The sequence below is a fragment of the Limnospira indica PCC 8005 genome (assembly GCF_000973065.1).
Taxonomy (GTDB): domain Bacteria; phylum Cyanobacteriota; class Cyanobacteriia; order Cyanobacteriales; family Microcoleaceae; genus Limnospira; species Limnospira fusiformis.
Genome location: NZ_FO818640.1, coordinates 6,137,517 through 6,151,650 on the forward strand (window position 1 = coordinate 6,137,517; position 14,134 = coordinate 6,151,650).

At 44.4% G+C, this 14,134-nt stretch carries 12 protein-coding genes; 10 read left to right on the forward strand and 2 right to left on the reverse strand.

Features of this window, described 5'->3' with window-relative positions; translation table 11 throughout:
* Positions 1–109 precede the first annotated feature (109 nt).
* Entirely contained in the window at positions 110–421 is a 312-nt protein-coding gene (gene groES / locus XZ46_RS27230) for a co-chaperone GroES (protein ID WP_006618364.1), read from the reverse strand.
* 327 nt (positions 422–748) lie between these two features.
* Between groES and XZ46_RS27235 the strand changes: the two genes are divergently transcribed.
* From XZ46_RS27235 to XZ46_RS27255, 5 genes are all read left to right on the forward strand, one after another.
* Entirely contained in the window at positions 749–1,201 is a 453-nt protein-coding gene (locus tag XZ46_RS27235) for a (2Fe-2S) ferredoxin domain-containing protein (RefSeq protein WP_008056470.1), read from the forward strand.
* Positions 1,202–1,338: 137 nt separating this feature from the next.
* Entirely contained in the window at positions 1,339–1,989 is a 651-nt protein-coding gene (locus XZ46_RS27240; protein WP_008056468.1) for a response regulator transcription factor, read from the forward strand.
* 682 nt (positions 1,990–2,671) lie between these two features.
* Entirely contained in the window at positions 2,672–3,193 is a 522-nt protein-coding gene (locus tag XZ46_RS27245; protein WP_006618367.1) for a LabA-like NYN domain-containing protein, read from the forward strand.
* A 33-nt stretch (positions 3,194–3,226) separates the two neighbouring features.
* Positions 3,227–4,843 (forward strand): 2-isopropylmalate synthase, encoded by a 1,617-nt coding sequence (locus XZ46_RS27250; RefSeq protein WP_006622399.1) that lies wholly within the window; start codon positions 3,227–3,229, stop codon positions 4,841–4,843.
* Positions 4,844–4,980: 137 nt separating this feature from the next.
* The gene (locus tag XZ46_RS27255) at positions 4,981–5,370 is read left to right on the forward strand and encodes a hypothetical protein (protein WP_008056464.1); all 390 of its coding nucleotides are present in this window, start codon (positions 4,981–4,983) and stop codon (positions 5,368–5,370) included.
* A gap of 593 nt (positions 5,371–5,963) precedes the next feature.
* Here XZ46_RS27255 and XZ46_RS27265 read toward each other — a convergent pair.
* Positions 5,964–7,004, reverse strand: coding sequence for a glycosyltransferase family 2 protein (locus XZ46_RS27265; protein ID WP_008056460.1), 1,041 nt, complete (start codon positions 7,002–7,004; stop codon positions 5,964–5,966).
* Between the two features lie 101 nt (positions 7,005–7,105).
* Between XZ46_RS27265 and tilS the strand changes: the two genes are divergently transcribed.
* From tilS to XZ46_RS27290, 5 genes are all read left to right on the forward strand, one after another.
* On the forward strand, positions 7,106–8,140 hold the full coding sequence (gene tilS, locus XZ46_RS27270) for a tRNA lysidine(34) synthetase TilS (RefSeq protein ID WP_008056458.1): 1,035 nt from the start codon (positions 7,106–7,108) through the stop codon (positions 8,138–8,140).
* Between the two features lie 25 nt (positions 8,141–8,165).
* Positions 8,166–10,289 (forward strand): glycogen debranching protein GlgX, encoded by a 2,124-nt coding sequence (gene glgX / locus XZ46_RS27275; RefSeq protein ID WP_008056456.1) that lies wholly within the window; start codon positions 8,166–8,168, stop codon positions 10,287–10,289.
* A 31-nt stretch (positions 10,290–10,320) separates the two neighbouring features.
* Complete coding sequence (locus XZ46_RS27280) at positions 10,321–11,604, forward strand: MarR family transcriptional regulator (RefSeq protein WP_008056454.1); 1,284 nt, start codon at positions 10,321–10,323, stop codon at positions 11,602–11,604.
* A complete protein-coding gene (locus tag XZ46_RS27285; protein ID WP_006622391.1) occupies positions 11,598–12,449 on the forward strand; it encodes a mechanosensitive ion channel family protein in 852 nt (283 codons plus the stop codon). The genes XZ46_RS27280 and XZ46_RS27285 overlap by 7 nt, the downstream gene beginning before the upstream one ends.
* A gap of 117 nt (positions 12,450–12,566) precedes the next feature.
* Entirely contained in the window at positions 12,567–13,970 is a 1,404-nt protein-coding gene (locus XZ46_RS27290) for a protein adenylyltransferase SelO (protein ID WP_008056451.1), read from the forward strand.
* Positions 13,971–14,134 lie beyond the last annotated feature (164 nt).

Consider the following 14,134-nt stretch of genomic DNA (forward strand, 5'->3'; position numbering starts at 1 on the left):
GGTTCCTATTTCAGTTGCTATTCGGATACTACAAAGGACTGTCAATCAGTTTTGACACGCTAGCGACCCACAGAAGAGTCAAAATGTGGGATAATGATTAGTTATCGGTTTAGTTGACGATCGCCAGGATGTCTTTTTCAGCCAACAGGACGTATTCATCGCCGCCGAGTTTGATGTCAGTTCCGGCGTATTTGGAATACAGAACTTTGTCCCCGACTTTGACTTCCATTTCGCAGCGGGAGCCATCATCATTGCGTCGTCCCGGTCCAGCGGCTACGATTTCGCCAACCTGGGGTTTTTCTTTAGCGGTGTCCGGCAGCAGAATTCCGCCTGCAGTTTTTTCTTCTGAAGCACTGACCTTAACGAACACACGCTCGCCAAGGGGTTTAACCGTAGAAACACTAAGAGAGACAGCAGCCATTCAATTACCTCCTATTTTCAAACACTGTGCTGAGAGTTAACAGCATTTAGACCCCACTTAGGGAAACTGTCTCAAGTTTGCCCATCTCGGTCGGATGTCCATCTGATGTTTTTAGCACTCTCAACCTCTGAGTGCTAATTTACCTAATCGAGTAAGGCGATCGCAACAGCATCAACTGTACGGGTTTCCGAACCGATCCGGTAGTGAAAAGTGAAAATAGCCAAAAACTTATGGGTGAGTGTGAACTTGCCAATGTTTCCCGTGTCTTCGGTATAATGGATGATTGGGTCTCAGGTATCATTATCCAAGCATATTATCCGTAACTTTATGATTGAACATCCCCAAAACCCAGAACCGGAAACTAACAACCCCGAGTATTGCGAGGGAGGGTCTCTAGCAGTCACGGTTAAGAACCTAGGTTTATCGCAAATTCAACGTCACATATTCCTATGCGCTGACCAAACCAACCCGAAATGCTGCTCGAAGCCAGCCAGTATCGAATCTTGGAATTATCTCAAAAATCGGCTCAAAGAACTAAACCTAGACCGTCCCACAGCGGACCATCCCGGTTGTATATTTAGAACCAAAGCCAATTGTTTGCGGGTGTGTTGTCAAGGGCCAATTTTAGTAGTATATCCAGATGGTGTTTGGTACAGATCCGCCACTCCCGAAGTGATTGAACGAATTATTCAAGAACACCTAATCGGGTCTACTGTTGTAGAGGAGTACGCCTTTCTCACCCACCCATTAAGTTTATCGGAATTAGAATCATCAACTTGATCATGATTATCGGGTCAGGAGTCCCATTCTAACTATAGTGGTTGAATTGTCGGATTTTATAAGTAAAAACACCTAAAAAGTTTGACTTAATTGTTAACAGTACCCCAACTAGATCAGATCTCCAAGGAAACAGTCAGATGAACGAAAATACTGTCGCACCGGAACCAAGGCGACTTATGCTAGTAGACGATGATCCTAACCTCGTGATTTTGATCAGCGATTATCTGGAATTGCGAGGATATCAAGTCACCATTGCCGAAAATGGTCAAAAAGCCCTCGAAAAACTGGAAGAGGAAGTGCCAGAATTAATAATTTGTGACATTATGATGCCGGAGATGGATGGCTATACCCTAGTCAAGCTAATCCGGGAAAATGCCCAATTTGGTTGGATTCCGGTAATTTTCCTATCTGCGAAAGGACAAAGCGAAGACCGGGTTAAAGGCCTGAATACCGGGGCTGATGTGTATATGGTCAAGCCTTTTGATCCAGAAGAACTAATGGCTCAGGTAGAGTCATCTCTGCGACAAACTGAACGTCTAACCCGATATCGTAAATCCGTAATCGAAGCCTCGCAAAAAATTAGAGTTCGCGAGGGGGTGGAGTTGACCCCAACTGAGTTAAGGGTGGTTGAGTTGGTAGCCAAGGGGAAGGGAAACCGGGAAATCTCCAAAATTATGGAAGTCAGCCAGCGGACTATTGAAAGCCATATCAGTAATATGTTAGGTAAAACTGGACTTCATAACCGCACCCAACTAGCTCGCTGGGCTTTGGAGAGTCAAGAAATGTAGGGGTTTTCTGCTTAGTAGGGCGATCGCCCGCGCCAGGAAAGCACACAACACTGTATACTATTATGAGGGTCATAATCGGACTTCTATATTTTAAATTGAGACCAGAAAACACTACTATTAGTCAGTTTCAGCCAAAGCGCCGCCCATGCTACGAATGTACCAGTTAGGTATTTCGTCAGTTAGTGGCGTTTGTGGTGTCCAGTCATCAGTCCAGTATGGCATTATTACCTACCACAGAAATCACTCGGTCGCACTGGCTATATCTTAGACCTTGATGGCTCGCTGACTAACTTTAGCAGTAAGATACTACTGTGGCTCGCTGTTGGTCTGGCTTTAACTAAACTCCTGAAGATCATAACCGTCATTGAAAGGAGGGTAAGATCGGCTAGTAGTGATTTCAATTGCAGCTAATATAATCAAAGGTGAAACTCAGGTAAAACTATCGTGAAATTAGGATATTGAACAGCCAATATGATATTTTTATATGGTTCTGACAACTCGAAAATTAGGGTTTTGTTAGCCTATTGGAGGATAGTAAAACCTAGGCATAGGTTGGATTATAGGCTCTGATATGACATATCAATTTTGTCATAAATTCGGGTTAAACTTAGTGAGTATTCACGTGCTAAGATAAAGTATCTAGTTTAAATTCTTTACTACAAATATTAGGTCTTTAGTTTGTATGCCTAACTTGAGAAACCGTCTATCTATTTTTGTGGACGGTAACAATATGTTCTACGCTCAACAAAAAAACGGCTGGTTTTTTGATCCCCGAAGGGTTTTGGACTATTTTAAACATGAACAAGCCGATCTGATTTTTATTAATGCTTTCTGGTACACGGGACTCAAAGACCCTCAAGACCAAAGGGGGTTTCGGGATGCCTTGATTAGCCTAGGATATACAGTCCGCACCAAAATCTTAAAAGAATACTATGATGATAGTTCAGGTAGGTATTCTCAAAAGGCAAATCTGGACATTGAAATTGTGGTCGATATGTTTAATACGGTAGATCAATACGATCGCGTAGTGTTGTTTAGCGGAGATGGTGATTTTGAGCGAGCTATTGAGTTGCTACGTTCTAAAAATACTCATATCACCGTAGTTTCCACAGAAGGAATGATTGCGAGGGAACTACGCAACGCTACCGATCGCTATATAGATCTTAACGACATCCGAGACCAGATTGAGAAAATCGACTATTAAGTTAAACTGTTGACTATGGGAGGATTTACACCAATGACCATTCAACCTCACCCAGATCGGGTAATTATTTTTGATACTACCCTACGGGACGGAGAACAATGCCCAGGAGCCACCTTAAACGTTGATGAAAAGCTAGTAATTGCTCGACAACTAGCGCGTTTAGGAGTAGATGTTATTGAAGCCGGGTTTGCGATCGCCAGTAGCGGAGACTTTGAAGCTGTACAACGCATTGCGGAAACCGTAGGAACCGAAAACGGTCCGATTATATGTAGTCTCGCTCGGTCTGTCAAAGCTGATATTGAAGCGGCGGCTAAGGCTCTGAAACCGGCGGCTCATCCCCGCATTCATACTTTTATTGCTACCTCTGATATTCACCTGAAATACAAACTCAAAAAAACTCGCCAGGAAGTCCTAGACATCACCAGCGAGATGGTAGCCTATGCTAAATCGTTATGTCAGGATATCGAATTTTCTCCAGAGGACGCTGGACGGTCTGACCCCGAATTTCTCTATCAAGTTTTAGAAAGAGCGATCGCGGCTGGTGCGACAACAGTTAATATTCCCGATACCGTTGGCTACACCACCCCCTCAGAATTTGGAGGTTTAATTCGCGGAATTAAGGAAAACGTCCCCAATATTGATCAAGCCATCATTTCCGTCCACGGTCACAACGACCTAGGGTTAGCGGTGGCTAACTTCCTAGAAGCCGTTAAAAATGGCGCACGACAACTCGAATGCACCATTAATGGTATCGGAGAACGCGCCGGAAATGCAGCCCTAGAAGAGCTAGTTATGGCCCTCCATGTGCGCCGACAATTCTTTAACCCCTTCTTTGGTCGTCCGGCTGACTCAGAAGCTCCCATCACCAATATTAATACCCGTGAGATTTACAAAACTTCCCGTTTGGTATCTAACCTAACGGGGATGTTAGTACAACCTAATAAGGCCATTGTCGGTGCTAATGCCTTCGCTCACGAGTCGGGAATTCACCAAGATGGGGTTCTCAAAAATAAGCTAACCTATGAAATCATGGATGCTCAATCCATTGGATTGAATGATAACCTGATTGTCTTAGGTAAACATTCCGGCCGCCATGCCTTCCAAAATCGTCTACAGGAGTTGGGTTTTGACCTGTCTGATGATGAGATTAATAAGGCTTTTGTCCGATTTAAAGATGTGGCTGACAAGAAAAAAGAAGTCACTAACTGGGATATTGAAGCCATTGTTAATGATGAAATTCAACAAACCCCGGAATTGTTCCGCCTGGAGTTAGTACAGGTATCCTGTGGAAATAATGCTCGTCCGACTGCGACTGTTACCCTCAGAACTCCTCAAGGCCAAGAGTTGACTGACGCGGCTACGGGAACTGGTCCGGTGGATGCGGTTTATAAAGCTATTAACCGCGTGGTTAATGTTCCTAATGAGTTGATTGAGTTTTCTGTACAGTCAGTAACTGCGGGAATTGATGCGATCGGAGAGGTTACTATTCGCTTACGCTATCAAGGACGAGTCTTTTCTGGTCATGCTGCTAATACGGATATTATCGTAGCTTCTGCTCAGGCCTACATTAATGCTCTCAACCGCCTACAATCTTCCCTAGAACCCAACGCTAATCAGGTGGGCGATCGCCAATCTGTTGTTAGTGTTTAAAGGGCTAATTTCCATGGGAGAGGGCTGGGGATTTGTCCCCAGCCCCCCTTCCTGTCTGAAATACATTTCGGCAGTCCGTAAGTAAATGTTAATCTAGTCAAAGTTCATTTATTGAAGTTGATATCGAAGAATCTAATATGTTATCTCAACCCATATTTGACGATCGCTCTCTCAGTCAGTCCTTTTATCAAACTCTGATTAAACGCTTCCCTAACTCTCTACACCAGTCAATTCAGGATATTTTAACCGAATGTCGCTTAGGTATGGCTCCGAGTCCAACGGGAGTTAAAACCTTTTTTATTATTGCTCCCTCTGTGTTAATTGGCGATCGACTTCTCCATCAAATTGATACTATTATCGACCGTGTGGCTGACCTCATGGGAGGTGTCGGACAAGTTGCTATTTGCATTCATCCCCCACAAGATATTAGCGATCAACCTACCACAGAAGTTAACTGCGATCGCTCTCCCCACACTCACCCACAATACATGATGTGTAAAATTTTCCCCGTCTTTATTAATAGTTAATAGGGAGGTCATGTAGGGGCGGGTTCCACCGTTAACTACATCTGGGGGTGAGAGTATTAATCAACCCGCCCTTAACCCAGGGTTTCAGTATTAACTAGGTCTGGGGGTGAGAGTATTAATCAACCCGCCCTCCGGCTATAGCCAAATCATCAATTTTGGCATTAAGAAAAGGAACCATCATAGCATCAGCTTATCAGGTTTTGGTTAAATCTGTCAACTGGCTGCTGAAAAATTCTCGAAAATTCCCCGATTTAGATAAGTTATACAAATATTTTTCCCCGAATAATTTTGATATTCAAAAAATTGTTAATAATTGTTGCAAAATTTATGACAAATTATTCTCAATACTTGACGAGAGAATGGGGGTTCTGGTAGTTTTAGGGGAATAATAATCCAGGGGTTATTATGCAAAATTCGCAAAATATCGGCTAGAACCATGATTATCTCGTGATTTTGGGTAAGTTTCTGGGGTAAATTGGAGTTAGCCGATGCACGGGTTTTGGGGTAAATTAACCCCAGCCCCGCAGCCTGGTATTGACAAAAATGACTTTTTGTGTATAGAGGTTTTGCCAAGGATAGGGGCTATGATGGTGTTATAGGTCAGGCCGACCCAAAGTAGGAGTATCAGGGGACTCAATTAACTCTCGTACTCGATAAATAGGGCGATCCTGAGACTCATGATAGGTCCGCATAAGTAACTCAGCCAATAGTCCAAAACACAATAATTGAATACCAGTTAATGTGAGCAAAACAGCCAACATTAATAGAGGTCTGTGTCCGATACTAGCGCCCAATACTAAGCGAAGGAAACTGAGATACCCTCCGGCGGTGATACCAAATAGTAAAAGCACAAAACCCAGCAGCCCAAAAACGTGCATAGGTCGGGTGAGAAAGGTTTTGATGAAAGCAATGGTAAATAAATCCATTAATACGCGAAAGGTGCGACCTAAACCGTACTTACTGCGACCATAGCGGCGAGGATGATGTCGCACAGGTAATTCAGTGACTCGCGCGCCTTCGATAAAAGCCAAAACGGGTAAAAAGCGGTGTAATTCTCCATAGAGTTTCAGATCATGGACGACTTCGGAACGATAGGCTTTGAGAGAACAGCCATAATCATGAAGTTGGACTCCGGTAATTTTACCGATTAACCAGTTGGCAATTTTGGAGGGAAGTAGGCGAGTTAAGAAGTCATCTTGACGATGTTTGCGCCAGCCACTTACTACGTCGTAACCCTTAGATAATTCTGTTAATAAATGGGGGATATCAGCGGGATCATTTTGTAGGTCTCCGTCTAGGGTGACAATGACTTGACCTTTGGCGTGGTTAAAACCGGCAGACATAGCGGGAGTTTGACCGTAGTTGCGACGGAGGATAATTACCCGTAGGTGAGGATTGGTTAAAACCTGTTGTTTGAGTAATTCGGCGGAACCGTCTGTAGAACCATCATCGATGCAAATTAATTCATAGGCGATCGCCGCATCGGTGAAACTCTGGTGAATAGAACTGATGAGAGTCGGTAAACTTTCCAATTCGTTATAAACAGGTACGACTACGGAAACGGTGAAGCTGGTGTGCTTGTCCGACCTATCATCAACCCTGACGCTGCCAGATTTTCCTGGTAAAATATCCATTGGGTATATATGAGCGTTTAGCAATTCCTAGAAATCCTACAACATTCGGGGTATAGTTGACAGGGGAGTAAACCAATTGGTGCGGCTTCGTGGTTCGGTTGATGGCTAGTCAAACACCCTGGACTGATGTTCATGCTAAGGTACATATATCTCTGAGAAGCAGAAATCTTTTACCGTCTGGAGAGGGCCTGTTGGTGGCTGTGTCTGGGGGTCAAGATTCGATGTGTTTAATCAGACTATTATTAGACTTGCAAGAGAAATGGAATTGGCGAATTGCGATCGCTCATTGTGATCATCAGTGGCGGCGCGACTCGGTAGCTAATGCTGATTATATAGAACAGTTGGGGAAAATTTGGCAAGTCCCCTGTTACCGATTAACAGCCCCACAGATCCCAAAAACAGAAGCGGCGGCGCGGGAGTGGCGTTATCAAGTGTTGGGGGAAATTGCCCAAACTGATAATTATGGTTATGTAGTAACAGGTCATACGAAAAGCGATCGGGCGGAGACGTTATTATATAATCTAATTCGTGGTAGTGGTGCCGATGGATTAAGTTCTTTGGTGTGGAGTCGTCCTATATTCGGGAGGGAGACAGAAACAAAGCCAATATTAGTGCGTCCTTTACTAGAGATAACTCGTAAGGAAACGGGAGAATTTTGTCAACAGCGAAATTTGCCAATTTGGGAAGATAGCACTAATACAGATGTGAGTTATGCTAGAAACCGTATTCGACATCAACTGATACCAGAGTTGGAAAATAAGTTTAACCCCAAGGTTGAACAAGCCCTAGCCCAAACGGCGGAATTATTGCGGGCTGATGTAGAATATTTGGAACAACAAGCGGATGAATTATATAGGGTGGCTATAGCATCTGCACCGTGTAATAATGGCTATAGAGTAAATCGCCACCAATTAAAATCAGCCCCCTTAGCCCTGCAACGTCGGGTGATGAGAAGGCTTTTAGAGGAGGTACTGAGAAAAGGGACTAACTTTGAACAAATTGAAAAGCTGACCCGCTTAATTTCTGCCCCAAACCGATCGCAAAGTGATCCTTTTCCTGGTGGTGCGATCGCTCAAGTTGAGGGAGAATGGATCTGGTTAAAATTTCCGCCCCAAGTGGGTGATGAAGCTAATTAATCATTCACAACAGGAATTTTTCACGATGTATATACCTATTTGGCCGGGTAATGCTAAGACTAATGGTGCTACCTGGGACGGTAAAGGGACTAACTTTGCATTATTCAGTGAAAATGCCACAGCAGTTGAACTGTGCTTATTTGATAGTAAAGACCAAGAGACTCGCATTCCCCTAACCGAAGTAGAAAACTTTGTCTGGCATGGTTATGTACCGGGAATAGCCCCCGGTCAACGATATGGTTTCCGGGTGCATGGTCCTTTTGCACCGAATGAAGGGCATCGTTTTAATCCTCATAAACTGCTGATTGATCCCTATGCCAAAGCCTTGGATGGTGAAATTGGTTATGGTGAGGAGATTTTTGGCTATCGATGGGAAGATCCCGAATTAGATTTAGGCTATTCGGAATTGGATGATGCTCATTTAGTGCCGAAAGCAGTGGTTGTAGATGAGTCCTTCGACTGGGAAGATGATCAGCCCCTGGATATTCCCCAACATGAGACAATTATTTATGAAATGCACGTGCGGGGATTTACCAAACTACACCCGGATATCCCGGAAGAGTTACGGGGAACTTATGCGGGTTTGGGACATCCGGCGGCGATCGCCTATTTACAATCCCTAGGAATTACAGCAGTCGAATTGATGCCTGTTCATCATTTCCTATCTCAACCGGGACACTTGGTAGATAAGGGGTTAAGAAATTATTGGGGTTATGACTCAATTGGCTATTTTGCGCCACAGTATAACTATAGTGCTGACCCCACCCCTGGCAACCAAGTCCGGGAATTTAAGGAAATGGTAAAAGCCCTCCATGCTGGGGGTATCGAGGTCATCTTAGATGTTGTCTATAACCACACCGGAGAAGGCAACCATTGCGGTCCTACTCTATCCCTGCGGGGGATTGATAATGCTAGTTATTATCGGTTAGTGGAAGACGATCGCCGCTATTATATGGACTTTACTGGCTGCGGTAATTCCCTCAATGTTAGCCACCCCCAAGTTCTGAAACTGATTATGGATAGCCTCCGCTATTGGGTTTTGGAAATGCACGTTGATGGCTTCCGCTTTGACTTGGCCTCCGCTTTGGCGCGAGAACTCTATGAGGTCAATAGTCTCGCCGCCTTTTTTGATATTATCCACCAAGATCCGGTGCTTTCTAATGTGAAGTTGATCGCCGAACCTTGGGACGTGGGAGAAGGTGGCTATCAGGTGGGTAAATTCCCCCTGTTATGGTCTGAATGGAATGGCAAATATAGGGATACAGTCAGGGACTTCTGGCGCGGTGAGGATAGTTCTTTGGCGGAATTTGCTTATCGGTTAACTGGGAGTTCTGACCTGTACGAGGATAATGGACGACAACCCCACGCTAGTATTAATTTTGTTACCGCCCATGATGGATTTACTCTCAATGACTTGGTGAGTTACAACGAAAAACACAACGAAGAGAATGGGGAGGATAACAACGACGGGGAAAGCCATAACCGATCTTGGAATTGTGGGGAAGAAGGCGAAACAGATGATCCTGATATTTTGGAGTTGCGAAACCGCCAACGCCGTAATTTCTTGGTGACATTAATGTTATCCCAAGGAGTGCCCATGATGGTGAGTGGTGATGAGTTGGGACGCACTCAAAAAGGGAATAATAATGCCTACTGTCAAGATAATGAGATTTCTTGGCTAGATTGGGATCTACCTAAGTCTAATGCGACTCTTTTGGATTTTACCCGCCAGTTGATTTATTTCCGTCGCCAACATCCTATTTTCCGCCGCCGTAAGTGGTTTCAAGGACAAGCTATTCACGGATCTGGGGTTAATGATCTGGGCTGGTTTAATCCAGACGGCGGCGAAATGACTGAGGAACAATGGAATGCTGGATATGCTAAGGCGATCGCTGTTTTTCTTAATGGTGAGGAAATTCCCGCCCGTGGTCCCCAGGGTGAACGGGTGATGGATGATAGCTTTATACTATTATTTAATGCTCACTATGAGGAAATCGAATTTTTGTTACCAGAAGGTTTACAGGCTCGACATTGGCAAGTTATTATTGATACCAAAGAATCTTTATTGCTGCCAGAAGGACCCTATTACTCTGGTAATCAACCTATCCTAACTGAAGCGCGATCGGTGATCGTTATGCAAATGCGTTAGGAGTTGATGGAAAATTCGGGAGGGACAATTGATGATTGATGATTGTCAATTGTCTTTTCCTTGTCTATTAGTCTGTTCCCGATTTACTAAACTACTCCTAATGGCGATCGCTCAAATTCTTAAACAGTTTGGGGCTTGGTTTCCCAGCGCACATCAAAAAATTAAAGCGCAGGCTGACGAGTTGGGGGACAAATTGAAGGGAATAGAACTTGACCCAATTCCACCTACCAATTTATTACGCCTCAAACAAGCTGTGGCTGAGTTGAAGACACCATTACCTCACCAGGAGTTATTGCACGCACAATTGTCAAAAGCGATTAATTCCTGGTCGGAGGGGGCAGAATGTGATAATGCTATGGTGGTTTTGGCGAGTCCAGTAGAAGCTATATCGACCGTGTTTTGGGATACTTTGAGTTCCTCAGAACCGATTGAGGGTTTGACTCGCCAATGGCTGCCTTGGTCAGAGCGATCTAAGAATTATACTATTATATCACAACTAGAAGAGAGTATTTTGCAGCCAAGTCAGGGTGAGCGATCGCTGGTGGTAATTCCTGATTTGAGTTGGTGTTTTTTGCGTTGTGTGGATGGTTTGCAGGGAATTGAAAGGCTAGGAGATGCGATTTTTAGCGATCGCTCAAGGTTTTGGCTGATTGGTTGTAACCATTGGACTTGGCTATATTTAGATCGAGTTTGTCAACTGGGAAATTTGGTCGGTGTGAAAACATCAATTCCGCCTCTCAGTGCGATCGAACTCAAGGAATGGTTAACTCCCGTATGGGAAACGGTAGATATACAATGGCGTGAAAAATCCGAGGGTGAGGAAGAAGAACCCCAGGAAAACTGGTGTTGTAGTGAGGAAAAACGATATTTTGAGCAGCTAGAAGATGTGTCTGAGGGTAATCGTGCGATCGCTGCTGAGGCTTGGCTAAATTCTTTGGGTATTTCCCCGCCGCCAGAAGAGGAAGAGGAGGAAGAAGGGGAAAACCAGACGCGAGAAAATCCTGATCAACCTTGGTTGGTCGATCGCCCTAGCATACCAGAATTGCCCAGTTTGACTAAAAGCGATCGCTTTTTGCTGTTTTCCTTAATATTACATGGTTCCATCTCTTTGCCTAACTTGTGTCTGACTTTAGGGGAGGGAGAGAGTGCAACTCAAACTCAGGTTCAGAAACTCATCCGTGATGGCTTAATTATCCGCCGTCCGGGAAACAGTGGCGCTGCGCCACGGTTTGCGATCAATGGTATTTACTACCCTCGTCTCAAGCGAGATCTCGATAACAATAAATTTCTGGTGGGTGGGGAGTATAAATGTTAATCGACATTTGGCTATATCAGTTATTGGCCGAAACTAACGGCGAAGCCGCCACTAACCCTAATCAAATTTTGGCCGATATCACCTTTGGGAAAATTATCTGGGGGGTCGTGATTGTTCTGCTGACCTATGGCGGTATTATACTTACCGAAAAGTCTCTTTACTGGCTTTCCGAACAGGTCCCGCTGCGGTTTCGTTTGGCGTTTAAACAGTCTGTACCCTTCTGGCGAGCCTTTATTTTTGGGTTAGCGGGGGTGATCTTGATTAATTTGTTTCTGGACTTATCCTCCACTAATCTGTTGGCGATAACTGGGACTGCTGCTGTGGCGGTAGGTTTTGCCTTTAAAGATTATGCCAGTTCTGTGATCTCTGGGATGATTGCTTTATTTGAAAGACCTTATCAAGTCGGCGATCGCGTCACTATTGATGGTCAGTATGGGGAAATCATCAGCTATGGACTGCGTGCGATCCAACTGCAAACCCCTGATGATGATATTGTCACCATTCCCCATAATAAAATGTGGACAGAGCCGATCATCAATGCTAATAAGGGTGAAGTAGAAGCACAGACCGCCGTTGATTTTTATTTTGCCCATGATGCCGATATCGATCGCATTATCCTTATACTATATAGAGTCGCTCAGACCAGCAAATATACACAACTTAACCTCCCCATTCTGGTTGTGGTAAATGAGAAGCCTTGGGGAACTTTGGTCAAGCTGAGATGCTATCCCATGGATGTTAGGGATGAGTTTATTTTTAAAACTGACCTAATTCGCCGCGCTAAAAAGACTTTTGGGGAGTTAGGCATTCCTTACCCGGTCTTACCCCCTAGAATCACTGATTAATCCCCAAATAGCCATCAGGCTGGAAAATTGGCGATCGCGATTATGCGATCGGATTAAGGGGGTTGTCAATTCCAATTTTTACCTATAAAATAATCGAGAATTGGAATTTTAGCCTTCATGTCCAATCCTTTTCTGTTTCTCGAATATGAACCCGCTTTTGAGAGCTTGGGGGATGATTATTATGATGTCGTAGCGGCCGCCTCCTTCCCGCTGCATATTTTGCGTTTCCGTAATGATGAATTGCTGCTCAAATTGGGAATTGACCCACAACCAACTCAGGATCAGGATTTTATAGAGGCTTTTGGTAAATTTGAAAGTGTGACGCAGTTTTTGGCGATGCGTTACCACGGCTATCAGTTTGGAGAATATAATCCCGGTTTAGGAGATGGTCGTGGGTTTCTGTATGGACAGATGCGCGGCCTAGATGGGGAATTGTATGATTTTGGTACTAAAGGATCTGGTACAACTCCTTACTCTCGCCATGCCGATGGCCGACTGACTTTAAAGGGGGGAGTCCGGGAAGTATTAGCAGCAGAAGCACTCCACAGACAAGGGGTGAGGACTTCTCGATGTTTAAGTTTAATTGAAACCGGAGAAAAGTTATGGCGGGGGGATGAACCTTCCCCTACCCGGTCTTCGGTAATGGTGCGAATGAGTCGATCGCATATTCGGTTCGGAACTTTTGAGCGATTGCACTATTTTGGTCGCGCAGATCTGATCAAAAAACTCTTAGATCATGTGGTTGAGATTTATTACCCCCATTTATTAGACTCTGGCGATCGCTTCGTCGCCTTTTATCGGGAATTGGTGCAACGGGTAGCCACTTTAGCCGCTCAGTGGATGGCTGCTGGGTTTTGTCATGGTGTCTTAAATACCGATAATATGTCGATTACAGGGGAAAGTTTTGATTATGGTCCTTACGCATTTATGCCGACTTATGATCGGACTTTCACCGCTGCCTATTTTGACTATGGTAGGCTTTACTGCTATGGTAATCAGCCTTTGATTTGTCGGGGTAATCTGGAATTGCTGCAAAGACCTCTATCTATGGTGGCAGACTCAGATAGCCTCAAACAGGCTTTAGACAATTTCTTTGACTACTATCGTCAGGCTTACCAGGAATTGATCTTAAAAAAATTGGGCTTTGCAGAAGGACAGGTCTCTGAACCGGAAGAATTGATTAAGTTGACTATTGATTTGCTCAAAGACAATACAGTGGGATATCATGACTTCTTCTCCCAACTCAGGGAAGGCTTTACTCCCCTCTGGCGAGATGATGAAACTGAGATTCTCAAGAATATAGGAGATCTCAAACACCTAGTCCCCTGGCGACATCTGTACTGTCACCATTTGCAGTCTTTGTCTGGGGCCGAAATGGAACAGATGAAACAGACCCTCCAACAATATAACCCCACTACCGTTTTGCTCAGAACAGCTATTGAGGCGGTTTGGGAACCCATTGCGGCCGCTGATGATTGGGAACCGTTTTATCAATTACTCAATCAGATTAGATCAGAGTGATTTGCTGGCAGGTGCGATCGCTTTTTAAGCTATAGCATTTCCCGACCGGAAAACAGTCAAAGGTATTGCTCCTGTCAGGCTGTCTATGATACTCTGATAGCCTGTCGCCTGAAATGGCTGTTTTCCGCTATTAGGTTTGGTTCATCATACCCCCATTGGCGATC

Bases quoted from the DNA above. Each gene is read 5' to 3' on its own strand.
- XZ46_RS27265 (WP_008056460.1), bottom strand. From the start codon at position 7,004: ATGGATATTTTACCAGGAAAATCTGGCAGCGTCAGGGTTGATGATAGG.
- glgX (WP_008056456.1), top strand. From the start codon at position 8,166: ATGTATATACCTATTTGGCCGGGTAATGCTAAGACTAATGGTGCTACC.
- XZ46_RS27235 (WP_008056470.1), top strand. From the start codon at position 749: ATGATTGAACATCCCCAAAACCCAGAACCGGAAACTAACAACCCCGAG.
- XZ46_RS27245 (WP_006618367.1), top strand. From the start codon at position 2,672: ATGCCTAACTTGAGAAACCGTCTATCTATTTTTGTGGACGGTAACAAT.
- groES (WP_006618364.1), bottom strand. From the start codon at position 421: ATGGCTGCTGTCTCTCTTAGTGTTTCTACGGTTAAACCCCTTGGCGAG.
- XZ46_RS27280 (WP_008056454.1), top strand. From the start codon at position 10,321: ATGATTGATGATTGTCAATTGTCTTTTCCTTGTCTATTAGTCTGTTCC.
- XZ46_RS27240 (WP_008056468.1), top strand. From the start codon at position 1,339: ATGAACGAAAATACTGTCGCACCGGAACCAAGGCGACTTATGCTAGTA.
- XZ46_RS27290 (WP_008056451.1), top strand. From the start codon at position 12,567: ATGTCCAATCCTTTTCTGTTTCTCGAATATGAACCCGCTTTTGAGAGC.
- XZ46_RS27255 (WP_008056464.1), top strand. From the start codon at position 4,981: ATGTTATCTCAACCCATATTTGACGATCGCTCTCTCAGTCAGTCCTTT.
- XZ46_RS27285 (WP_006622391.1), top strand. From the start codon at position 11,598: ATGTTAATCGACATTTGGCTATATCAGTTATTGGCCGAAACTAACGGC.
- XZ46_RS27250 (WP_006622399.1), top strand. From the start codon at position 3,227: ATGACCATTCAACCTCACCCAGATCGGGTAATTATTTTTGATACTACC.
- tilS (WP_008056458.1), top strand. From the start codon at position 7,106: ATGGCTAGTCAAACACCCTGGACTGATGTTCATGCTAAGGTACATATA.